Raw genomic sequence first — 20988 nt, 5'->3', positions numbered from 1 at the left:
AACCTTGCGGGCAAATGATTAAGTTATTAAAACGGAAAAGCGATGAGTTGCACCTGCTGCGGGGTGACTTCAATCATTGAGCCTTCGCTATGCCAGGCTCCCAGCACGCAGCGAAACGCCGGTTCGCCGTTAGCGGTCAGTTCGTGTACGGCCGGGCGGTGGGTGTGGCCGTGGATAAGCCACTGTACGCTATGGCGTTCCAACGCATGGCTCACCGCCTGCTGGTTCACATCCATAATCGTGAGGGATTTGCTGCTGTTGGCCGCTTTGCTGTCGGCGCGCATCTTTGCCGCTACTCTATGGCGAATAAACAGCGGCAGGGCAAGAAACAGCTTTTGCAGCCAGGGCTGATGAACCTTGGCGCGAAACGCCTGATAGCCCGCATCATCGGTACAGAGGGTATCGCCGTGCATGATCAGCACCCGACGACCATAGAGGTCGAGCACCACCTCTTCTGGGAGCAGGATCATACCGCTCTCGCGGGCGAAGCGCTTGCCCAGCAGGAAGTCGCGGTTGCCATGGATAAAGTAGCAGGGGACACCGCTGTCGCTCACTGTTTTTAACGCGGCGGCAACCTGGCGGTGGAGCGGGTTGGGATCGTCGTCGCCAATCCAGGCTTCAAAGAGATCGCCAAGAATGTAGAGCGCGTCGGCTTCACGCGCCGTACCGGCCAGAAAACGCAGAAAACCGGCGGTGATCGCCGGTTCTTCTGTACACAGATGCAGATCTGCGATGAAAAGCGTCGCCACGATTACTCGCTGACGGTCACGTTTTCGATGATCACGTCTTCTTTAGGAACGTCCTGGTGCATGCCGCTGCGGCCGGTAGAAACCGCTTTGATTTTGTCAACTACGTCCATGCCTTCAACCACTTCAGCGAATACGCAGTAGCCCCAGCCCTGCATGTTTTCACCGCTGAAGTTCAGGAAGTCGTTGTCAGCCACGTTGATGAAGAACTGCGCGGTTGCAGAGTGCGGGGCCTGAGTACGGGCCATCGCCAGCGTGCCACGGGTGTTTTTCAGACCGTTGTTCGCTTCGTTTTTGATCGCGTCTTTGGTCGCTTTCTGATTCATGCCCGGCTCAAAGCCGCCGCCCTGGATCATAAAGCCGTTGATAACACGGTGGAAAATGGTGTTGTTGTAGAAACCTTCGCGGCAGTAGTCCAGGAAGTTCTTAACAGTTTCAGGCGCTTTGTCATCAAACGTTTTGATTACGATATCGCCGTGATTAGTGTGGAAAGTAACCATTTTTGCATCCTGTTCCGGTAGTGTAGAGCATCGACCCTGCTGTGGGTCACGTATAGTCGCTTGTTATAGCATAACCGCAAGGTTCGATCACCTTGCAAAGGGTGCTGCTTCGGTTATCAATTATGGGTATCATACCCACTTCATTCTCCACACACGTCTCAACGGAATATTTGATGCTAAAAATTTATAACACCCTGACGCGCCAAAAAGAGGAATTCAAACCTATTCATGCCGGGAAAGTGGGCATGTACGTGTGTGGTATCACCGTTTACGATCTCTGTCATATTGGCCACGGCCGAACCTTCGTCTCCTTTGACGTGGTGTCGCGCTACCTGCGTTTCCTCGGCTATGAGCTGAAGTACGTGCGCAACATCACCGATATCGACGACAAAATCATCAAACGCGCCAATGAAAATGGCGAGAGTTTTGTCGCGCTGGTGGATCGCATGATCGGCGAAATGCATGCTGATTTTGACGCCCTGAACATCCTGCGTCCGGACAGCGAGCCGCGTGCTACCCACCATATTCACGAAATCATCGAGATTACCGAGCGCCTGATCGCGCGCGGTCACGCCTACGTGGCGGATAACGGCGACGTGATGTTCTCCGTGCCCACCGATCCCAACTACGGCAAACTGTCGCGCCAGGATCTGGAGCAGCTGCAGGCCGGGGCTCGGGTTGAAGTTGCCGAGATCAAACGCAACCCGATGGATTTCGTGCTGTGGAAGATGTCCAAGCCGGGCGAACCGAGCTGGCCATCACCGTGGGGCGAGGGGCGTCCGGGCTGGCACATCGAGTGCTCGGCGATGAACTGCAAGCAGTTGGGTAATCATTTCGACATTCACGGCGGCGGATCGGATCTGATGTTCCCGCACCATGAAAACGAGATCGCGCAGTCTACCTGCGCTCACGACGGCGAGTACGTCAACTACTGGATGCACTCCGGCATGGTGATGGTTGACCGCGAGAAGATGTCGAAATCGCTGGGTAACTTCTTTACCGTGCGCGACGTGCTGAAGTATTACGATGCGGAGACCATCCGTTACTTCCTGATGTCCGGTCACTATCGCAGCCAGCTCAACTACAGCGAAGAGAACCTCAAGCAGGCGCGTTCGGCGCTGGAGCGTCTCTACACCGCCCTGCGCGGCACCGACAAATCTGTTGCGGCAGCGGGCGGCGACGCCTTTGAAGCGCGCTTTGTCGAAGCGATGGACGACGACTTCAACACCCCGGAAGCCTACTCGGTGCTGTTTGATATGGCCCGCGACGTTAACCGTCTGAAAGGCGAAGACATGCAGGCGGCGAACGCGATGGCATCCCATCTGCGCAAGCTGGCTGCCGTGCTCGGCCTGCTGGAGCAGGAGCCGGAGGCCTTCCTGCAGAGCGGTGCCCAGGCGGATGACGGTGAAGTGGCGGAGATTGAGGCTCTGATCCAGCAGCGTCTTGACGCGCGTAAAGCGAAAGATTGGGCGGCGGCGGATGCGGCGCGTGACCGTCTGAACGAGATGGGGATCGTGCTGGAAGATGGCCCGCAGGGAACCACCTGGCGTCGTAAGTAAGACGACGGGTTTTGTAGGCCGGGTAAGCGAAGCGCCACCCGGCATGACAGAGCCAACACATCAACGCCCGGTGGCGCTGCGCTTACCGGGCCTACATGGTCTGCAATCCCTCTAGCTTAAGCTGACTCGCGCGTCACCAGCTGTCCGGAGAGGGTGATGCGCTGGGTCAGCAGATCCGGCTCTTTGATTTTGCGGATCATCAGCGATGCCGCCTGGCGTCCGGTCTCTTCGCTTGCCGACGATACGTAGGTAAATGAGGGCGACGTTAAGTTTACGTGCAGCATATCCTCGAAGCCCACCAGCGCCACCTGCTGCGTCAGAAACACATCTTTCCCTACCGTACGCCCTACCTGGTGAATGCCAGAGAGCGAGCCGATCATCGCATCAGGCGAATGGCAGAGCAGGGCGGTGATGGTGTTGTTCTTCTCCAGCAGCTGCCGTGTCGCGTGGCTGGCCGCGTGGGTACCCTCCATGCACGCCGGGGTGGACTCCTCCCGGGTCACCAGTCCGTACTGGGTCAGCGCGCTGCGAAAGCCAGCCAGCCGCTGCTGGCGGATCAGGCTACTCTCCGTGCCGCCAATGTAGGCAATACTGCGGTGGCCGCGCTCGATCAGGTAGCGGGTGGCGAGGCTGGCGGCCTGGCGATTGTCGCGCATTACCAGGTTGCACTCCTCCTCCAGCAGGGATTGCGATACCACAACCAGCGGCAGGGGACAGGTGCGGATGAGCGTCGGCAGGTGCGAGGTAGTGGCATCGGAGGCGAGGTAGATCACCCCGGCCACGCCCTGCTGCTTAAACGAGAGCAGACAGCGTTCAAGGCTGTCGCTATCGTTGAGGGGCTGGCTGAGAAAAACCATGTAGCCCTGCTTCTCCAGCTCCAGTACGGTGCTGGCCATGACCTTCACCGAGAAGCTGTCGCTAAAGTCGCGCAGGATCAGGCCAATCAGGTTAGAGGTGTTGGCCCGTAGATTGGCTGCCGCCACGTTGTGGACGTAGCCGAGCGTGTCGATCGCCTGCTGCACCTTTTCAATCGTGGCGGTCGATATTTTCCCTTTCTGGCGAAGCACCAGCGAAACGGTCGAGACGGAGACCCCCGCCAGCTTCGCGACATCAATAATGCTAACCTTCTTCAAATCCACTCCCTGAACTTAACGGCTATGCAGTCAACGATGAAAAGTCTCCTGTACGATACAGGAGACCTAATCACCTTAACAGCGTCAGGTTACTTGCCGATCATCCCCGACATGGTCTGGGCGATAAACTGTGCGCGTGCGCCGAAAATCACCTGAATACCGTTATCGCCAACGAACACCACGCCACGCGCGCCGACGCCGTTAAGGCCGTCTTTGTCCACCAGATCGCTTTTCGCCACCTCCAGCCGCAGACGGGTGATGCACGAGCCTACCGAGCTGATGTTCTGCGCACCGCCCAGCAGGGTCACGAGCTCGGTCGCCAGCTCGTCATCGGTTTTATCGTTAACGTTAGCGGTTACTTCGGTGCGGCCCGGCGTCTTAACGTCGAAGCGGCGGATTACGAAGCGGAAGGTGAAGTAGTAGATCAGCCCCATCGGGATGCCGACAATAATCGCGTTCAGGAAGTTGGTCTGGTAGCCGTTAAACGACGGCAGAATACCGAACGAGATGTAGTCGATCAGGCCCGCCGAGAAGGATTTCGCGATGTGCGCATGGAGCAAGTACATGCACATATACGACAGCCCGGCCATGATGGCGTTGAAGACGTAGAGCACCGGCGCAACGAAGATAAAGGTAAACTCAACCGGCTCGGTGATCCCGGTCAGGAAGCAGGTCAGCGCGGCGGAGAAGAGGATACCGGAAGCGATCTTTTTGTTACGGGTGTGCGCTTCGTGGTACATCGCCAGACAGGCGGCAGGCAGCGCAAACAGCATCAGCGGGAACTCGCCCTGCATGAACTTACCGGCGTTCTGGTAGGTGTCGCTGCTGAACGATTTAGTGCCTTCTTCCAGCATCTTAAACCAGATGGTCTGGTCGCCGTGGATCACCTGGCCCGCCTGGGTAGTGTAGTCGCCAAACGAGTACCAGAATGACGGATACCAGATGTGGTGCAGGCCGAGCGGGATCAGCGCACGTTCCACCAGCCCGAAAATAAAGGTCGAGGCGGCCTGGTTATCGCCGTTCACGACCACCGAGAGCGCATCGATGCCTGCCTGGATATGCTGCCAGATATAGGGCAGTACCAGCCCGAGCAGGAACGACAGGAACGCGGTGGCAATCGCCACAAAGCGTTTGCCGGAGAAGAAGCCGAGGAATTCCGGCAGCTGCATGGTGTGGAAGCGGTTATAGCACCATGCGGCCAGGATGCCGCAGATCAGACCGCCGAAGACGCCCATCTGCAACGTCGGAATGCCGACCACCATAGCGTACTTGCCGCCCTGGGAGGCCATCTCTGGCGTAATCGACAGCACCGTGCCGATGGTCATGTTGGTAATAAACACCGAGACCGCCGCCGAGAGAGCAGCAATGCCGGACTCCGACGCCAGCCCCACCGCAGAGCCGATGGCAAACAGCAGCGGCAGGTTATCAAAGATAACCCCACCGGCGTTCATCATCAGCGGCAGATGGAACTTATCGCCAAACGCCAGCAGCAGGCCGGCGGCGGGCAGCAGTGAGATTGGCAGCATTAACGCGCGGCCGATCATAGATAACTTCGAGAGCGATTTTACGAACCCCGACAGCAGACTCATGCGGTTTTCCCCCAATTATAGAAACCCTGGTGATGGCGTAATTGTTGTAAGTAGAATTGTAAGTAGAACGTTTTAGTAGAACGTTTTACTTATCGTGATTTAAGCCATTGCGGGCCGCAACAGAAATCTGCTGGGGAGACAGACGAATTTGTTATTCTTTGACGTGGATCGAGCAATGGCCCTTATGAATTAAGGGCCATTTAGGCGGGATTAATCAGTTACAGTGATACTTTGGCCGTCAAACGTGACCGTTTGTCCTGCGACGATTTTGCAGCGCTTGCGGGTTTCCACCGCGCCATCGACGCTGACCAGGCCATCGGCGATAAAATTCTTCGCCTGCGCGCCGCTTTCGCTCCAGCCTTCCAGCTTCAGCAGATCGCACAGCTCAACGTGCGGATGTTTACCTAAAGAGAACGTTGCCATTCTTATGCTTCCTCTACGTCGTGATACTCTTCGCACGCCTGCAACGTATTCTGAATCAGCGTTGCGACGGTCATCGGGCCTACGCCGCCCGGTACGGGGGTGATATAAGCGGCACGTGAGGCGGCATCTTCATACACCACGTCACCGACCACTTTGCCGCTCTCAAGACGGTTGATGCCAACGTCAATGACAATCGCCCCCTCTTTGATCCACTCTCCAGGAATAAAGCCCGGCTTGCCCACGGCGACGATCAGCAGATCGGCGTTCTCAACGTGCTGGCGCAGATTTTTGGTGAAGCGGTGGGTAACGGTGGTGGTGCAGCCGGCCAGCAGCAGCTCCATGCTCATCGGGCGGCCGACGATATTGGATGCGCCGATCACTACGGCGTTCAGTCCGTAGGTGTCGATGTTGTAGCGCTCCAGCAGGGTAACGATCCCACGCGGCGTGCAGGGACGCAGACGCGGCGCACGCTGGCACAGACGGCCCACGTTATAGGGGTGGAAGCCATCAACGTCTTTATCCGGCGCGATACGTTCCAGCACCTTCACGTTATCGATGCCTGCCGGCAGCGGCAGCTGAACCAGAATGCCGTCAATCTCACGGTCGGCGTTGAGCGTGTCGATCAGCGTCAGCAGTTCGGCTTCGCTGGTGGTTTCTGGCAGATCGTAAGAGCGGGAGATAAAGCCCACCTCTTCACACGCTTTGCGTTTGCTGCCGACGTAGATCTGCGACGCAGGGTTGCTGCCTACCAGCACAACGGCCAGACCAGGGGCGCGTTTCCCTGCCGAAATGCGGGCCTTCACTTTTTCCGCGACCTCAGAGCGCACCTGCTGCGCAATCGTTTTACCATCAATAATCTTTGCTACCATCAGAGAGAAGATTCCGTCTGTAAATTGAAGTAGAGGGGATGGTGTATAGTGTGTCAGAAGCGCGCCGTGCTGTCAGTTAACGTTTGCATTATTCATGTGGGAGAAGGACGTAAAGTGCGGTGCGATGCTCATTTCAACAGCATCTGACGCCAAAGCCATTGACTCACCGGGCATTGACCGTATAATCCCAGGCGTTTCCACCGTTTAGGTGGAGCATCCCGCGCAATGCGCCCTTAGCTCAGCTGGATAGAGCAACGGCCTTCTAAGCCGTAGGTCACAGGTTCGAATCCTGTAGGGCGTGCCATTTAGAATCAAGCATTACACACGTTTTAATCCTATCGGCGCTTTTTTCTGCATCATGCTGCATGTCTGCTTGTCATGGAAAATGCTGTCCTATTTAAGACTTTCTCATAGGTTGAAAAGGCAAAGGGCCAAATTTAAACTATAACTATTCCCCTCGGAATTTTTAAATTCATTAACGTAGAGTGCATTACTGTCAATGCGTTTATCCATAGCACATGGGGGGTAAATATACCTTCACAGGGGATGTTCAATGACGTTTAAATTTACACAGGGCCCGGAGATTGGCAAAGCAACCAATATACTTAAAGGTATGATGGGGGCAAAGGAAATTTTAGATACGAAAGTCGGACAGGATTATCTTGAAAAGGTAAGACTGTGGGCGTTAGAAAAATCCGCCACGGCCCAAAGAGTCCTTAAGACTATCGATCGGTTTCCTCATCCGGTTTACGTAGTCGTAATGAAAGGGGGATTTACCTGCTTCGATAATGAACCGGGTCCCGGCGGCGTAATTTATATGGATGTAGATATTGATCTTAGCGTAAGGCCAGGCGGCGCTCGGGGTGTGTACGGTGAATTTCAGAAGCAGCATCCCTATATTACGTTTCTTCACGAGTGTGGGCATGCGGTGCAAAATATAGAGACCCCTTTACAGTTTGAGAACTCCGCCAAAGGCCCACGCTTTGCGCTCACCTCTGCTATCATGGACGCTGCGCGGAAATACGGTGAACGAAACTTTGGCTCGCGGCCCTATTCAGAGCGCCGGGGCTGGTTTGCCCCTAACGGCTCAGTAACAGGACAACCCTGGAGCGTCCGGCTTGAATACGATAATATCTATCGTCATGAACGCCCAATTTGTCTTGAGGCGGGTGAACCCATCCGCGACCATTATTGCGACATCCGCCAGGGTTGAATAAGAGTATTCGTGGATAACCCAGAGCAGGGCAGTTAGCTTTTTATTTTTGCCAGCAGCGGCCCTGCACACCCTTCCGGCGATTTCATTGCCTTCTGCTTTTCCGCAGCGCTAAGCTGCTCCCAGGCGTGAAGCATGTCCTTGCCCAGCGATGAAGAGAAATGCGTTTTCTTCAACGCATAATCCGAATTGCCTCCCTCAATCATCTGTTCCATCTCGGTCAGGCCAGCCTCTGACGAGCTGCTTTTCACCGTGCAAAGCACGGAAGCGTAGTAGGCCTTGTCTTCATCGCTATAGTGCGGAACCAGCCACCAGGCCAGCAGTGCAGCGACGGCAACAAGCAGAATAACAGTGCGGGGTTTAACTTTTTTCATATCAGTAACGGCAGCCGTAAAAAATCGAGTCGATAGTATAGCGCCTCTGCTTAAACAGAAGGACTACGGTAATGAGTGCCAAATGCGTAATAATTTCCACGTTCATCCCTTTAGAAATCGTCGCTTATGGTCGCTTTATCCTTCCGTTCTTAAGGAGGAACCGCTAATGAGAATCGACTGGAGTGTGTTCGACAAGATTATCTACATCAATTTGAAAGAGCGTAACGACCGCAGAGATAGCATTGAGAAAGAGCTGCAACTGCTTGGCGTTCCCAATCAAAAAATTCACCGGCTTGATGCGAAACGCCACTTAATTGGTCAGATTGGCTGCGCTCAGTCTCATCTTGAGGCTATCGAAACGGCCATCGCTCAGGGCTGGGGCAACATCCTGATCCTTGAGGATGATATGGTGTTCAATAAAGACCAGGATGCGATAGCGCGCTTATCCTATTTTCTGCAAGCGTTGAAAAGGGTGAGCTGGCAGGCCGCGTTTTTGAGCGCCAACTACCGTAAGGTCGTTACCTTTAAAACCACCGATAAGCTCATCAGACCCCTCGATGCGCTCTGCGCCTGTGCGTATGCCGTACAAGCAGATTACCGGGCAACGCTTCGGGAATGCTTCGCAGGAGCCGTTGAGAGGCTGCGTAAGGGCGGCGGGAAATATGATCACGCCGTCGATGTGGCCTGGCTGCCGCTAATGCAGCAGCACGCCTGGCTCGGCATGTACCCCGTGGCGGGACATCAGGCTCCAGGCAGATCCGACATCGAAAACGGTGTAATGGACTATACAAAACATTTTTATAAATCGCTGGCGGCGATCGCACAATGAAGATCCCTAAAACAATCCATATCGTCTGGATCGGCGATGAGTCCAAAACCCCCCGCCAGATGATAGAGACCTGGAAAAAGCATAACCCAGGCTGGAAAGTGGTCGTGTGGGGCAATGCCGCCTTGAAAAAGACAAGGTGGATTAACCAAAAGCATATTAACGCCATGATACATGCGGGAAAAATGTGTGGTGCAGCGGACATCATGCGCTATGAGATCCTGTTTAATCACGGCGGCTTCGCAGTCGATGCGGACAGCATCTGTATCAGACCCCTCGAAGAGTGGCTTTTTGATAGCCAGGTATGCGCCAGCATGGAGAACGAGATCGTGCGCCCTGGGCTCATCGCAAACGGCTATCTTGCGTCGGAGCCACAGGCGGCGCTTATGGCAGAAATGATCATGGGGCTGACGGAAAAAAAGACCGTTCTCGATACCCAGCCGTGGCAGGTCACAGGCCCTAAATATCTTACCGACACCGTGCGCGCGCTGAGGTATGCCAATATTAGCTGCTGGCCAAGCCACTACTTTATACCGGAGCATTTCACGGGACAGAAATACCTCGGCCACGGTCATATATTCGCCTACCAGGTTTGGGGGACCACACGGAACATAAATGACCGTCTTGCAGGTTTAGCGTTTTAATTTCTCGGCACGTCTACAGCATGGCGGTACTGACGGTGGCTGCTAAGCTTTCACAAGGATATCTTGTGGAGGACACATGAAATTAGGCTTCGCTTGTAAGTTTCTGGACCCGGATTTAAAGCAGCGTTTCCCCTTTAAAGCCACCACCCGTACGCGATTTTTGAGTCTGGAGAGCGAAGAGAGAGCAAAGCTGATCTACACGCTGTCAGCGACCAATCTGACCAACCTCTATCTGCTTTTTCAGGAGCTGGCGCAGCTCCCACCTGACCTGCGGATGATGCGCATCGGCAGCGACCTGCTGCCGCTCTATACCGTGCCCGAGGCCATGGCGCTGTATAAAGAGTTCCTGCCGGAGCTCTATCCGCTGTTCACTAAATGCGGTGATTTCGCCCGCGCCAACGATATCCGCCTCTCCTTTCACCCTGGGCAGTACTCGGTTCTCGCCTCGGACAATGTGCTGGTGGTCGAGCGCGCCCTGGAGGATGTGGAGTACCATGCCCTCTGCGCGACGCTGATGGGCTACGGCAAAACCTTCCAGGACTTCAAAATCAATATTCATATGAATGGCAAGGCGGGCTTTGCCGGGTTTAAAAGCGCCTTCGGCAAGCTCAGCCCGGAAGCCAGGCGGATGTTGACCCTCGAGAATGACGAGATCTCCTGCTCGCTGGATGATGTTCTGCAGGCGAAAGATCTCTGTCCGATCGTGGTAGATATTCACCATCACTGGGTGAAAGAGGGGGAGTTTATCCAGCCCAACGATCCGCGTATCGCGCAGGTGAAGGCCTCCTGGCGGGACGTCAGGCCGGTGATGCACTACTCTATTTCGCAGGAGGGGATCATCCCCGAGCAGGGTTTCCCGGATCAGGGCAGTTTGGGCGTGCCGAAAACCAAGCTCAGGGCGCACTCGGACTTCTTCTTCAACCCAACGCTTAACAGTTGGGCGCTCTCGTTTACGGATTTTGACATCATGTGTGAAGTGAAGATGAAAAACCTCGCCCGCGACCGGCTCTATGCGTATGCGCAGTCAGGGGCGGAGTAATGTTATAGGGGGAGATTATTCCCCCTCCATCCCTTCGCCGCTTTCGCCTTTCTCCCAGGCTACCCGGCGGTGGAACATTCTTTTCAGCGCACGGCCGACGGTGTTAAACCAGCCGGTCGGACGCGGGTCGGCGAGCATGCTCAGGGCGCGGGCGTAGTCGAGCACCAGTCCTGGCGTCCAGGCCATCGTCTCCGCGCGCTTGCGCAGCTGGAGCGCTACCCACAGCTCCGGGGTGGACATCAGCTTACCCATCGCCATCCAGAATCCGCGAGACTGCCACAGCCTGCCAACGGATCCCTCTAGCGCGGCCTCCAGCGCCCTGGCCACGGTGCTGGAGCAGTTTCGGTGCGTCAGGTTGTAGGACTCATCCTGACGATAGCGCTCCCAAAATGCCGCCAACTGCGTCTCGCTATAGTTGCGAATGCGCACTTTACGTGTCGACGGGCACCACTGCACGGACTCGGTGGCATAGTCTGGCTGAAACTGTCCCGGCACGTCGTTCTCTGACGTTGCGCGCAGAGTCCGGGCAAAGGCATCCGGTGAGCGGTCGATCTGCACGGCGGGGTAGAGGCTGATATAGATGCCGCCGGGAGACTCCAGCGCGGCGTGACCGGTGGAGATGACGCCGTTGCGATCGACGGCAGCAATATAGCGGCTGATGACCGGGCGCGGTACGGCCTCGCTCGCCGCAGAGCCTACCGGCGTCCAGACGTGAACCGTCAGGGCTTTTTCATCGTCGTCCGGCGGCCCATCCCACTCCACGACGGCGGGGGGAGGGATCTCCGTCTCCTCCATAAACTCTTCGCCTTTCAGACCTGGATTAGCCGCGGCCCGCTTGACGCGATTAGCAAGGATAAACAGGTTCCAACCGGCAAAGGCCAGCACCAGACCCAGGCAATAGGGGACGGTGCCCGCATAGTTGGAGGGCCAGGGCTGAAAGAAAAACAGGGCCAGCACGATCTCGACAATCCCGCCCCACAGCGCAGGCCGCCAGCGTTGATAGCGAACGACAACTGCAGAGGCGATCTGCAGCGCGCCGTCAAACAGGAAGAGCAGACCAAAGATCATCGATAGCAGAAAGTTGCCATCGTGGTTCCCGGCGAGGATCAGCACCGCAGCCAGAGAGAACGCCGCGCCCTTTACGTAGCGCAGAATACGCTGGCCGCCCATGCCGCTGTGGGCCACCATCAGCGTCGCGCTGCCTTCGAACAGCAGCAGCGAAGCGAATAGCTCAATAGGGAAGAACAGCGCGCCGTCCAGCGCATCGATAAACAGCACCACGCCAGCAGTCAGCGTAACCCAGCCGAAGCGACGCAGCCCGCGCCAGTGCGAGCGCAGAAAATCTATGCCAAGCAGGATCATGGTTAGCCGCATCATAGGAGAGTACCCGCAATAATCTCTCCCTATTTATAACCTGGCCGCTGGCAGCATGCGTTATGAATTGTCTATTTTGTAGCCTCCTCTGGAGGCTGCATCACGCTCCCGCCACCCGCTGCGGAAAGCGCTCCAGTAACCAGTCGATAAACACCCGTAACCGGTGCGTGACGTGACGGCTCTGCGGATAGACCACATGGAAAGGGTAGGGAGCAGGCCGCCACTCTTTAAGGATCTCCACCAGCGTGCCGTTGCGCAGCGCCTCAGCCGTCGAATAGCTAAAGGTCTGGATAACCCCCAGCCCCGCCAGGCCTGCTGCAAGATGGGCGTTGCTCTCGTTGACCCCGATACGGTGATCGACCTTAATGTCCGTTTTTTCGCCGTTATGCTCGAAGCGGAAAGGGAAAGCCCTGCCGTTTTGCGGGGAGAGATAGCTCACCAGCCGGTGGCCATTTTTTAGCTCCTCCGGGTAAGCGGGCGTGCCGAAGGCTTTCAGGTACTCCGGCGTCGCACAGGTGATGAGCGTTGCCGAGCCAATATGGCGGGCAATAAGGGATGAACTCTCCAGCGGGCCGCCACGGATCACGCAGTCTACGTTATCGCTAATCAGATCGACAGCGCGATCGGACACCCCCAGATCGATACGGATATCCGGATAGCGCATCATAAACTCGGGAAGGAGAGGGATAAGCACGTCGCGAGCGGTAGAGCCGCCGATATCGATCCGCAGCAGCCCACGCGGCTTGCTGCGTACCGCGCTAAAAGAGGTGTCGATATCCTCCAGATCGCGCAGGATTCGGGCGCTCTTTTCATAGTAGTCGCGCCCCTCTGGGGTGACCGTGACGCGCCGGGTGGTGCGCTGAAGCAGGCGCACACCGAGGTGCGCCTCAAGCTCCTGAATCAGCTTGCTGACCGTGGCATTGGGCATCTCCAGCGAGTCCGCTGCCCGGGTAAAGTTACCTGCCTCTACTACCCGGGCAAAGGCCCGTATCGCCACCAGCTGATCCATCTATAATCCCCGTCTGTAATATCACGGCAGATTATATACGGTCCGTTGCTTCATTCTCATCCGCAATCAACACAACTTTGCCGATATGCGTCCCTTCATCCAGCAGGCGGTGGGCATCAGCGGCTTCTGCCAGCGGGAAGGTTTTATAGATCTGCGGCTTAAGCTTTCCGGCCTCAATCAGCGGCCAGACGTGATCGTTAAGCTCTTCAATCAGTTCAGCTTTTGCAGCCGGCGAGCGCGAGCGCAGGGTAGAGCCGATATGCATCAGCTGCTTAGTCAGCATGGGGAACAGGTTTAACTCTTTGGCTGGGCCTGCAAGCACGCTAATTTGTACGATGCGCCCGTGCATCGCCGCCGCCTCATAGTTTCGCGCAACATAGTCACCTGCAATGATATCAAGGATAATGTCTGCGCCATGGCCGTCGGTTACCTGTTTGGTGATCTCGACAAAATCTTCCTCTTTGTAGAGTACGGCAACGTCTGCGCCAAGCTTCAGGCTGGCCTGACGGTGCTCATCGGAACCCACGGTAGTGATGATTTTGGCTGCGCCAAAGGCTTTAGCCAGCATAGTCGCGGTAGTACCAATGCCGGACGCACCGCCGTGGATCAGGATGATATCGCCCGCTTTAAACTGGCCGCGCTGGAACATATTCAGCCAGACCGTCATAAAGGTCTCCGGCAGCGCTGCCGCTTCGATAAAGTTCAGACCGGGCGGCAGCGGCAGGGTGTTACTCTCATGGGCAGTGCAATACTCGGCATAGCCGCCGCCGGTAATCAGGGCCGCAACACGATCTCCCGGCGCAAAACTCTGCACCTCAGCGCCCACGGCAACCACGACGCCTGATACCTCGAGGCCCGGGATGTCGGACGCGCCCGGCGGCGGTGCGTACTGCCCTTTACGCTGCAACACGTCCGGACCGTTCACCCCTGCGGCCACGGTGCGGATCAGCACCTCGTTTGCCTGCGGCTGGGGGACCGGGCGCGTTGTCGCCTGCAGAACTTCCGGGCCGCCGGGCTGGGTAATGTCAATCGCAGTCATGGTGTCAGGGAGGGTATAGGCTTGTTCGGACATCTTTTTCTCCTGTGGTCTTTTACCTCATTATGGATGAAGAACCACAGGTGAGTTTGTTATCGCTTGCTCTTAATCGTAATCCACCACGACTTTGACCTTGCTCTGGACAAGCCCTGAAAAAACCTTATTGCCATAGCGGGCATAGCGGAGCTGTAGATCGAGTGGATAAATTGTGTTGCTCAGCAAGGTGTTCCCACTGCTGGCAAGAGTAAATTTCTCCCCAGAGGAAAATTTAATAGCTTTGTTGTTATTCATTAATTGGAACCCTACCTCTCCAGCACCTCCCTGCTGCGTTTCAAAGTCGTTCTTTAAAATGTCGCCTTGAGTCGCGCTAATGGGTTGAAAATGATAGTGAATATTGCTGGTCGCTACGCCAGTTATGCTACTGCACTGCAGCTCTGGCTGTTTCGTCGTCGGTGCAGAAAAGGTATTGCTGTCTATTTCATGATAGCTAATGCTCGGCGCGGATATCTCCTGGCTTTTAAAGGTGCATGTGGTGGGGGTGAACTTCACAAAAAAGGGAACTTCATAAATATACCTATGATCTCTATTTGAATTCCCCATAGCGCATAGGGTACAAGGCGTTGGTTTAATAATGAGTTTATTTTCAAGCGTCGCAGGTTGATTGACCTCTATTGTATCTGTAACATTACCTGAATGGTTTACCATTACGTTATACTTTAATTTGTATGTTAACTCATTGTTCAGTTCTGTTGCTGCATGAGCCTTTCCATCGGAAGAGATATCGCCTGAGAAGGGCGATGATGTGGTTTTCTCACCTGTTAAAGATATTTCAACAACTACGTTATGAATGTTGTTCTTAATAGCGTAATAGTATTTTGCATTAGTAAGGGAAGTTGATAAGCCAAAAGTGTTAGTCGTCAGATAGCATTTGAATTCAGGGGCGCCAGTGGCAAAGATTACTGGTTTTATCGTCTCCCTGTTGGCTATATCCAGGTTGATTTCAACAGGATTGGTTTTTATTGTCGGTGTTTTCTCAGTGCCTGAAATATAACAGTAAGCCTGCACCTGAAAAACAGCAAATACCGTAATAAGTGCCAGTAAAATACGCATAGTCATCCCTTCTAGCGGCAAGTATAAATTTTGCTTTCGTCAATTGTTTTACCGAACGTGATAGTACAGGAGAGGCCCTGCTGCTTATCCGTCGCCACATGTACAGACTGCGGCACGTTATCGGTACGAATGAATAGCTGGCTGCCCTGCGCCACTACGCCAACATTCTGGCCCGCCTCATTTTCCACTTCATAGCCAAAGGTGAGCGGTGAGCCGTCCGGGCGTCTGGCCTTGAAAAGCCACGGCTTACGGTTGTCGGTATCAAACTTAGCCAGCACCACCGCGCCGCGATAGGGCACAATGCCTTTGCGGTTGCCGTTTAATGCCACGTTGCTATCGGTGTGCGCCGTATCGAGCATCAGCGTATTTTCGCGATAAGGCGTTAAGCTACCGGAAATAGCACTACCTTTCCTGTCGGTCGTGTTGTATCTGTTTCCCTGCACGGTAGCCCCCTCCAGCCCCGGAGCGTCAATGATGGCAAAGGTCTCGGTAAGAGAGTTGGTCAGATTGACGCCGCCGCTCCACGCGACCACGCCGCCCTGTATGCTGCCGCTGGCCTGATGGTAGCGGTTAGACTGGCTATAGCTGCCGTCCAGGGTGGCGAAGGGAGCGTGCCAGGCAAGGTTCGCGCCCGCAGCGGTTTCGTTATCCTGCCGCTGATGGCTTAAGTTCACGCCATAGTTAAACTGATCTCTGTCGCCCGCAATGCCGTTGATATTAGTGTTATTCGACTGGTAGCCATCATTATCAAAGGTGGTGCTATTCGAGACGTACAGATCCCGCCGTGGCGTGGCGATATCATCACCCCACGAGAAAGGAATCGAGAAGTAAATATTAAACCGTTTATCTGCCCGGTCGTCCTCATCGTAGGACTGGCTGGCTGAGAGGGTATAGGTAACGCGTGACCAGCTGTTCGAATAGCTTAGCTGGACATCGTTGCGGGTGCCTCCCCGCTGCCAGTAGTCGCGCCATAGGGCACTGCCGGAGAGCGAGCCCCAACCCGTAGGCAGCGCCTGGTTAACGGCCAGCGAGAAGCTATTTTTACGGCCAAAGTCGTTTTGGTAGTAGTCGGCAATGTCATACACATCGTCATCGTCGCGATGGTAGCTGTTTTTGTTGTTTGCCCAGACGTGATCGTTAAAGGTGCGGTAGTCTTTAGAGGAGTAGCGCCATGCCGCCATCGACAGCTGGGTGCCGGTAGGCGACAGATACTTACTCCATGCAACCTGATAACTCTGCCCGTCATAGGTCGCACCATCATCCTGGCGGCTATGAGAGCGGGTGACGTCCACGGAGAACGCGCCAAGCGGCGTATTCCAGCCGTTGCCAAGCAGGAAGGCGTTGTAATTATCCGACAGCATCGTGCCGGTATAGATCGTAATCAGATTATTGACGCCGTACTGCCAGCTGCCCTGCACAAAGTCTGACTGGTTGCTGGCGCCTTCAATGTGGCTGCGCCCGGCGGCAACGTCATATTTTACTACGCCCGGCTGAAGCATTTTGGGCACGCTGGAGAAAGGCACAAGATAATGGGTTGTGGTGCCATCTGCCTCTTTCACCGTAACGTCCAGGTCAGCCCCACCGCCAGCCAGCTGAAGATCGTCGATAGCAAACGGGCCGGGTGGCACATCGCTCTGATAGACCACAAAGCCGTTCTGCTCGACGGTAACAAGAGCGTTACTTTGGGCGATCCCTCTTACCACCGGCGTAAAATTTTGCTTCGAGTTAGGCAGCATCTGCATATCTCGCCAGAGCCGGACGCCGTTGAAGCGCACCGCATCAAACAGTTCGCCGTCGGTATACATATCCCCGGCGCGCGCGGTGCTGAGAATGTCGGGAATGCCGCGCTCGAGATAGAGCGTATTGCTCTTCCACTTGCCCTGGTCATCATCACTTTTAGTGTAGTTAGCGCTGGAGTGCAGCTGGAAACCCAGCAGATTCAGGCCGCTGTTAAAATTGACATAGCTGCTCTTACTGCTGCCGTTCTGTTTGTAGTCGCTGTAGTACTGGCTGGCATAGTAGGAAGTATAAAAGGCATTAATCCCCCGATCCCACGTTTCCGGCGGCATATAGCCGCGCTCATGCGCGGTAACCCAGGCCTGGGGAACGGTGAGTTTGAGCGCAAGCTGGCTGATATCATAATCGACGCTGCCGCCCTGTACGGCCTCACTCAGCGCAAGACAATCTTCTGCATTAAGATTTTTAAAGGCCGCTGTTTTGATGCCTATCTCCTGTAGCTGGGTGAGAGGTAAACAGGTTTTTTCAGGATCGTCAGCAACAACCAGGCTGTAACGCCCACGCCACTCATCATTCAGATAAATGTCCAAATCGTATGCGCCGGGAAGGGGTTTATCGCCGTCAAGCCGTAGGTCAGATGCTTTCGTTCCTTTTAATCCGCCATGTAAAAAATGGGTATCAAACGTTTCAGCCCTGGCGGAAAGAATATGCAAAAGCAAAGAGGAGACTATCCCCATCGTAATGAGGTTAAGTTTATGCATAGTGGCTTCCCTGACTATTAATTACTTTTGATATTGTCGTGCAGATAGTTTCCGTAATCGTCAATAAGCGTGACGGCGTATTTTCCGGCATGAGGTGCGCCAGGTAATTTCAGGTTTGCACGTGGGGCCAGTACCAGCGTCTCTTTGTTGATTTTAGCTGCGCCTTTAATTTCCGTAATGGTCAGCCAGTTAGCTGAGCTATTTTCAACCACAAGGCCATCGGCAGCTCTTTTTATATTAAGGTGGGCAAAGCTTTCTTTGTTAACGCCAGACAGGCCGGCTGGACGATAGATAAGTTTGATTCTATTTTGTAGCGCGAATTTTATCTTATTGACGTCAGCGTTGTTCGCATCATTGGGGGGGACGTCCAGAACGTTAAGATAATAGATTGACTCTCGATCCTGAGGCAGGTTTGCCTGAGTAAATTTAATTTTCAGCTGCTGGCCAGTATTGCCTTTTACTTTAACAACGGGAGGCGTCAGCAGAAAGGGCACCTGCAGCTTCTCCGGAGGCGTCTGCGTATCACCATCGTCAATCCAGGCCTGCACCAGCGCGCTACGATCGCCCTGATTCATCAGTTGGACAGTCACCTCCTTCTGTGCTGCCGGGTAGATAATCCGCGTGCCGTAGATGTAAACGCCGCCCCAGGCAGGCAGCGCCGCAACGGCTAATAGAGCCGCAAAAATCCTTTTCATTATCCTCTCTCCGCAAAAAAACCGGCAGCGTACTGCCGGAAAATGGCCTTAGTCTGCAATGACCATAATAGTAATGCTGGATTCTACGTCGCCTGCGACAACATCAGCACCAGACAGGCGGGCATATTGCGCAGAGATATCAAACGTATATTCATTATTTGCTGTCGGACTGCTGGCAATAGCAGTACTACCGTCAGTGTTTACGCGGTTGTTATTAACAAAAAGCGCATAGCCAACGCCCGTTGCATTGCCTGTGTTATTATTAGTGACGCTCTCTGCACCTTTAACACCAAACTGCTCGCTAACAAATTTGATTTTTGGAACTGTATTCGGATTGTCGCATACCACTTTAAAAGGCGTGGTGGTTTTGTTGGTATAGCCAGCATACGCTGTACCCGCCTGTAAATCTTTTAACGAGTTTACACCAATCTGCTGCATCTCAATATGTGCCGTTTGGCTGCCGGATTCAAAATGACAGGTGGTGCCTTTTATAACACCATTGATGGTTAACGTCCCTGAATCGATCTCAGCAGAAAAGGCCGAAGGCGCAGCAAAAGAGAGAGCTAACACTGTGGCAGCAATAAGTGATTTTTTCATTTTCTTTCCCTTGGTAAGTTGGTTCCTGAATAAAAAAATTTACCTCTATTGAAATTAAAATTACATATAGATTAACGATCGGCAATAAGAACAGCATGTTTTATTGATGCAAAGCAATTTACACCGCTTATTATATTTGGTGTGATTATATTATTGGTGAGTCATTCATTCATTTAATAAATAACAGGAACTAACAGATGAATATATTAAGCGGGCGGGCTGAATCCAGCCCGCCGGGTCATGATAATTTATGTCTGCGCAGTTAATCCCAGGCGGTGATGATAATCTGCCGATTGTCATCACCGGGTACGTTAACCGTTTGAGTAGAGACGCTATGCTGGATAACGCGCTGGCCATCAGGCATAACGGTAAAGCCAGAATCGACAACCTTACCCGAGATAGAGAGCGTCGCGGTATCCGAAGCCTGAGCGTTAAGCGCGCAGGCCAGGAGTGCAGAGGCAACTACAGTCAGAGCTATTTTCATAAAATGTGGGACCACATCAGAAGGCAGGGAATTCCAAAATAGAGCGTTTTTTGTTCCAGGTCAATCGATGCTGAAAAGGGGCAAAATGTATTACGGCCAGGGAGTGCCTGGCCGCAAAAGATGATTAAGACTCAGGCGGCAGCCGACCCTCTTCGATAAACTCATCGTCAAGTTCGTCGGCGTTGCCCTGATGATCTTTCCCGGAAAGCAGGTTCCAGCAGGCCAGGAACAGCGCGGCGATCAGCGGCCCAATCACAAAGCCATTAATGCCATAGATCTCAAGGCCACCAAGGGTAGAGATGAGCACCAGGTAGTCAGGCATTTTGGTATCCTTCCCAACCAGTACCGGGCGCAGCAGGTTATCCACCAGGCCTACGACAATCACAAAGAAGCCGACGATGAAAAAGCCCTGCCACATCTGGCTGGTAGCAAAAAGGAAGATGGCTGCGGGTACCCAGATGATGGCTGAGCCTACCGCCGGGATCAGCGACAGGAAGGCCATCAGCGCCCCCCACAGCACGCTGCCGTCAATGCCAACAATGTAGAAGCCGATGCCGCCCAGGAGCCCCTGCAATGCACCGATCACCACGGTACCCTTTACGGTCGCACGGGAAACCCCGGCGAATTTTGCAAACAGATGGTGCTTTACATAGCGCGACAGAGGCAGCGACTCCAGCGCCTGATTAACGATGTAGGGGCCATCTTTCAGCAGGAAGAAGAGCAGGTAGAGCATGACGCCAAAGCTAATGGTAAAGCTAAAGGTGCTCTTACTAATCAGAAAGGCGCTGCCGGCAAGATACTGTCCGCTCTTCAGCGCCACCTGCGACAGCTGCTGCTGGATCTGCGTAGCGTTATTCAGGTCGTGATCGGCAAGAAACTGCTGCGCCCAGCCGGGCAGATGCGCGACCAGATCGGCAACCACCACCGGGAACTGGGTATTGTTATCCTGGAGCTTGCTGTAAACCGTGTTCGCCTCAAAGGCCAGAGACGAGAGAATGATCGCCAGCGGCGTAAAAACAATAAGGCAGATAATCAACACCGTTAGAAGAGAGGCGATGCCATTGCGTCCGGCGATCCTGTCCCGCAGACGGTTTTTGAGCGGATGGAATATCACCGCCAGTATAGCTGCCCATAAAATAGCCGAGTAGTAGGGCGTCATGATGTCAAAAAACGCCAGCGTAACGACCAGCAATATCAGGATGAAAAAGCCTTTTGTTAATCCCTTAAATCTCATATTTACCTCTCCGGTATGTGATGCACTTCTCGAAAT

At 54.3% G+C, this 20988-nt stretch carries 21 protein-coding genes and 1 tRNA gene; 6 read left to right on the top strand and 16 right to left on the bottom strand.

The window, feature by feature from the left end:
* Positions 1-26 precede the first annotated feature (26 nt).
* A complete protein-coding gene (gene lpxH, locus RTP97_RS03695; protein WP_312411039.1) occupies positions 27-749 on the bottom strand; it encodes a UDP-2,3-diacylglucosamine diphosphatase in 723 nt (240 codons plus the stop codon).
* A 2-nt stretch (positions 750-751) separates the two neighbouring features.
* The gene (gene ppiB, locus RTP97_RS03690; protein ID WP_042391734.1) at positions 752-1246 is read right to left on the bottom strand and encodes a peptidylprolyl isomerase B; all 495 of its coding nucleotides are present in this window, start codon (positions 1244-1246) and stop codon (positions 752-754) included.
* A gap of 173 nt (positions 1247-1419) precedes the next feature.
* Between ppiB and cysS the strand changes: the two genes are divergently transcribed.
* Positions 1420-2805 carry a cysteine--tRNA ligase gene (gene cysS / locus RTP97_RS03685; protein WP_312411037.1) on the top strand — a complete coding sequence of 462 codons (1386 nt, stop codon included), beginning with the start codon at positions 1420-1422 and terminating at the stop codon, positions 2803-2805.
* A gap of 116 nt (positions 2806-2921) precedes the next feature.
* Here cysS and malI read toward each other — a convergent pair whose 3' ends face one another.
* From malI to folD, 4 genes are all read right to left on the bottom strand, one after another.
* Positions 2922-3938 carry a Mal regulon transcriptional regulator MalI gene (malI, locus tag RTP97_RS03680; protein ID WP_312411035.1) on the bottom strand — a complete coding sequence of 339 codons (1017 nt, stop codon included), beginning with the start codon at positions 3936-3938 and terminating at the stop codon, positions 2922-2924.
* Positions 3939-4027: 89 nt separating this feature from the next.
* Entirely contained in the window at positions 4028-5527 is a 1500-nt protein-coding gene (locus RTP97_RS03675; RefSeq protein ID WP_312411032.1) for a PTS transporter subunit EIIC, read from the bottom strand.
* A 210-nt stretch (positions 5528-5737) separates the two neighbouring features.
* Entirely contained in the window at positions 5738-5950 is a 213-nt protein-coding gene (ybcJ, locus tag RTP97_RS03670) for a ribosome-associated protein YbcJ (protein WP_238083487.1), read from the bottom strand.
* A 2-nt stretch (positions 5951-5952) separates the two neighbouring features.
* Positions 5953-6819, bottom strand: a complete 867-nt coding sequence (folD, locus tag RTP97_RS03665; RefSeq protein ID WP_312211294.1) for a bifunctional methylenetetrahydrofolate dehydrogenase/methenyltetrahydrofolate cyclohydrolase FolD — start codon at positions 6817-6819, stop codon at positions 5953-5955.
* A gap of 227 nt (positions 6820-7046) precedes the next feature.
* On the opposite strand from folD, the gene RTP97_RS03660 reads away from it, so the two are divergent.
* Positions 7047-7123, top strand: a tRNA-Arg gene (locus tag RTP97_RS03660).
* A 249-nt stretch (positions 7124-7372) separates the two neighbouring features.
* Positions 7373-8032, top strand: a complete 660-nt coding sequence (locus tag RTP97_RS03655) for a hypothetical protein (protein ID WP_312411030.1) — start codon at positions 7373-7375, stop codon at positions 8030-8032.
* Between the two features lie 35 nt (positions 8033-8067).
* Here the strand turns inward: RTP97_RS03655 and RTP97_RS03650 are convergent, their stop codons facing one another.
* Positions 8068-8406, bottom strand: coding sequence for a hypothetical protein (locus tag RTP97_RS03650; protein WP_312411028.1), 339 nt, complete (start codon positions 8404-8406; stop codon positions 8068-8070).
* Positions 8407-8488: 82 nt separating this feature from the next.
* On the opposite strand from RTP97_RS03650, the gene RTP97_RS03645 reads away from it, so the two are divergent.
* The 3 genes from RTP97_RS03645 to RTP97_RS03635 all read left to right on the top strand — a co-directional run bounded on the left by RTP97_RS03645 (position 8489) and on the right by RTP97_RS03635 (position 10915).
* On the top strand, positions 8489-9235 hold the full coding sequence (locus tag RTP97_RS03645; protein ID WP_312411026.1) for a glycosyltransferase family 25 protein: 747 nt from the start codon (positions 8489-8491) through the stop codon (positions 9233-9235).
* The gene (locus RTP97_RS03640) at positions 9232-9876 is read left to right on the top strand and encodes a glycosyltransferase (protein WP_312411024.1); all 645 of its coding nucleotides are present in this window, start codon (positions 9232-9234) and stop codon (positions 9874-9876) included. The genes RTP97_RS03645 and RTP97_RS03640 overlap by 4 nt, the downstream gene beginning before the upstream one ends.
* Positions 9877-9952: 76 nt before the next feature.
* Positions 9953-10915 (top strand): UV damage endonuclease UvsE, encoded by a 963-nt coding sequence (locus tag RTP97_RS03635; RefSeq protein WP_312411021.1) that lies wholly within the window; start codon positions 9953-9955, stop codon positions 10913-10915.
* A 15-nt stretch (positions 10916-10930) separates the two neighbouring features.
* Here RTP97_RS03635 and RTP97_RS03630 read toward each other — a convergent pair whose 3' ends face one another.
* From RTP97_RS03630 to RTP97_RS03590, 9 genes are all read right to left on the bottom strand, one after another.
* Entirely contained in the window at positions 10931-12292 is a 1362-nt protein-coding gene (locus RTP97_RS03630; RefSeq protein WP_312411019.1) for a DUF308 domain-containing protein, read from the bottom strand.
* A gap of 97 nt (positions 12293-12389) precedes the next feature.
* Positions 12390-13298, bottom strand: coding sequence for a LysR family transcriptional regulator (locus RTP97_RS03625; RefSeq protein WP_312411017.1), 909 nt, complete (start codon positions 13296-13298; stop codon positions 12390-12392).
* A gap of 31 nt (positions 13299-13329) precedes the next feature.
* A complete protein-coding gene (locus RTP97_RS03620) occupies positions 13330-14370 on the bottom strand; it encodes an NAD(P)H-quinone oxidoreductase (RefSeq protein WP_312411015.1) in 1041 nt (346 codons plus the stop codon).
* A gap of 69 nt (positions 14371-14439) precedes the next feature.
* Complete coding sequence (locus RTP97_RS03615; protein ID WP_312411014.1) at positions 14440-15444, bottom strand: hypothetical protein; 1005 nt, start codon at positions 15442-15444, stop codon at positions 14440-14442.
* A gap of 11 nt (positions 15445-15455) precedes the next feature.
* The gene (locus tag RTP97_RS03610) at positions 15456-17942 is read right to left on the bottom strand and encodes a fimbrial biogenesis outer membrane usher protein (protein ID WP_312411013.1); all 2487 of its coding nucleotides are present in this window, start codon (positions 17940-17942) and stop codon (positions 15456-15458) included.
* Between the two features lie 17 nt (positions 17943-17959).
* On the bottom strand, positions 17960-18637 hold the full coding sequence (locus RTP97_RS03605) for a fimbria/pilus periplasmic chaperone (protein ID WP_312411011.1): 678 nt from the start codon (positions 18635-18637) through the stop codon (positions 17960-17962).
* Between the two features lie 48 nt (positions 18638-18685).
* Positions 18686-19234, bottom strand: coding sequence for a fimbrial protein YehD (gene yehD, locus RTP97_RS03600; RefSeq protein WP_312411010.1), 549 nt, complete (start codon positions 19232-19234; stop codon positions 18686-18688).
* A gap of 262 nt (positions 19235-19496) precedes the next feature.
* Entirely contained in the window at positions 19497-19718 is a 222-nt protein-coding gene (locus RTP97_RS03595; protein WP_312411008.1) for a hypothetical protein, read from the bottom strand.
* Positions 19719-19842: 124 nt separating this feature from the next.
* Entirely contained in the window at positions 19843-20952 is a 1110-nt protein-coding gene (locus tag RTP97_RS03590) for an AI-2E family transporter (protein ID WP_312411006.1), read from the bottom strand.
* Positions 20953-20988: the final 36 nt, after the last annotated feature.

Origin of the sequence: Pseudescherichia sp. (genome assembly GCF_031998825.1) — a bacterium.
Classification (GTDB): domain Bacteria; phylum Pseudomonadota; class Gammaproteobacteria; order Enterobacterales; family Enterobacteriaceae; genus Pseudescherichia.
Note: the sequence above shows the minus strand (reverse complement) of the source record. Positions and strands in the feature narration are given on the sequence as shown.

Coding starts and splice junctions, on each gene's coding strand:
- ppiB (WP_042391734.1), bottom strand. CDS start 1,246: ATGGTTACTTTCCACACTAATCACGGCGATATCGTAATCAAAACGTTT.
- cysS (WP_312411037.1), top strand. CDS start 1,420: ATGCTAAAAATTTATAACACCCTGACGCGCCAAAAAGAGGAATTCAAA.
- RTP97_RS03675 (WP_312411032.1), bottom strand. CDS start 5,527: ATGAGTCTGCTGTCGGGGTTCGTAAAATCGCTCTCGAAGTTATCTATG.
- ybcJ (WP_238083487.1), bottom strand. CDS start 5,950: ATGGCAACGTTCTCTTTAGGTAAACATCCGCACGTTGAGCTGTGCGAT.
- folD (WP_312211294.1), bottom strand. CDS start 6,819: ATGGTAGCAAAGATTATTGATGGTAAAACGATTGCGCAGCAGGTGCGC.
- RTP97_RS03655 (WP_312411030.1), top strand. CDS start 7,373: ATGACGTTTAAATTTACACAGGGCCCGGAGATTGGCAAAGCAACCAAT.
- RTP97_RS03650 (WP_312411028.1), bottom strand. CDS start 8,406: ATGAAAAAAGTTAAACCCCGCACTGTTATTCTGCTTGTTGCCGTCGCT.
- RTP97_RS03645 (WP_312411026.1), top strand. CDS start 8,489: ATGCGTAATAATTTCCACGTTCATCCCTTTAGAAATCGTCGCTTATGG.
- RTP97_RS03640 (WP_312411024.1), top strand. CDS start 9,232: ATGAAGATCCCTAAAACAATCCATATCGTCTGGATCGGCGATGAGTCC.
- RTP97_RS03635 (WP_312411021.1), top strand. CDS start 9,953: ATGAAATTAGGCTTCGCTTGTAAGTTTCTGGACCCGGATTTAAAGCAG.
- RTP97_RS03630 (WP_312411019.1), bottom strand. CDS start 12,292: ATGATGCGGCTAACCATGATCCTGCTTGGCATAGATTTTCTGCGCTCG.
- RTP97_RS03625 (WP_312411017.1), bottom strand. CDS start 13,298: ATGGATCAGCTGGTGGCGATACGGGCCTTTGCCCGGGTAGTAGAGGCA.
- RTP97_RS03620 (WP_312411015.1), bottom strand. CDS start 14,370: ATGTCCGAACAAGCCTATACCCTCCCTGACACCATGACTGCGATTGAC.
- RTP97_RS03615 (WP_312411014.1), bottom strand. CDS start 15,444: ATGCGTATTTTACTGGCACTTATTACGGTATTTGCTGTTTTTCAGGTG.
- RTP97_RS03610 (WP_312411013.1), bottom strand. CDS start 17,942: ATGCATAAACTTAACCTCATTACGATGGGGATAGTCTCCTCTTTGCTT.
- RTP97_RS03605 (WP_312411011.1), bottom strand. CDS start 18,637: ATGAAAAGGATTTTTGCGGCTCTATTAGCCGTTGCGGCGCTGCCTGCC.
- yehD (WP_312411010.1), bottom strand. CDS start 19,234: ATGAAAAAATCACTTATTGCTGCCACAGTGTTAGCTCTCTCTTTTGCT.
- RTP97_RS03595 (WP_312411008.1), bottom strand. CDS start 19,718: ATGAAAATAGCTCTGACTGTAGTTGCCTCTGCACTCCTGGCCTGCGCG.
- RTP97_RS03590 (WP_312411006.1), bottom strand. CDS start 20,952: ATGAGATTTAAGGGATTAACAAAAGGCTTTTTCATCCTGATATTGCTG.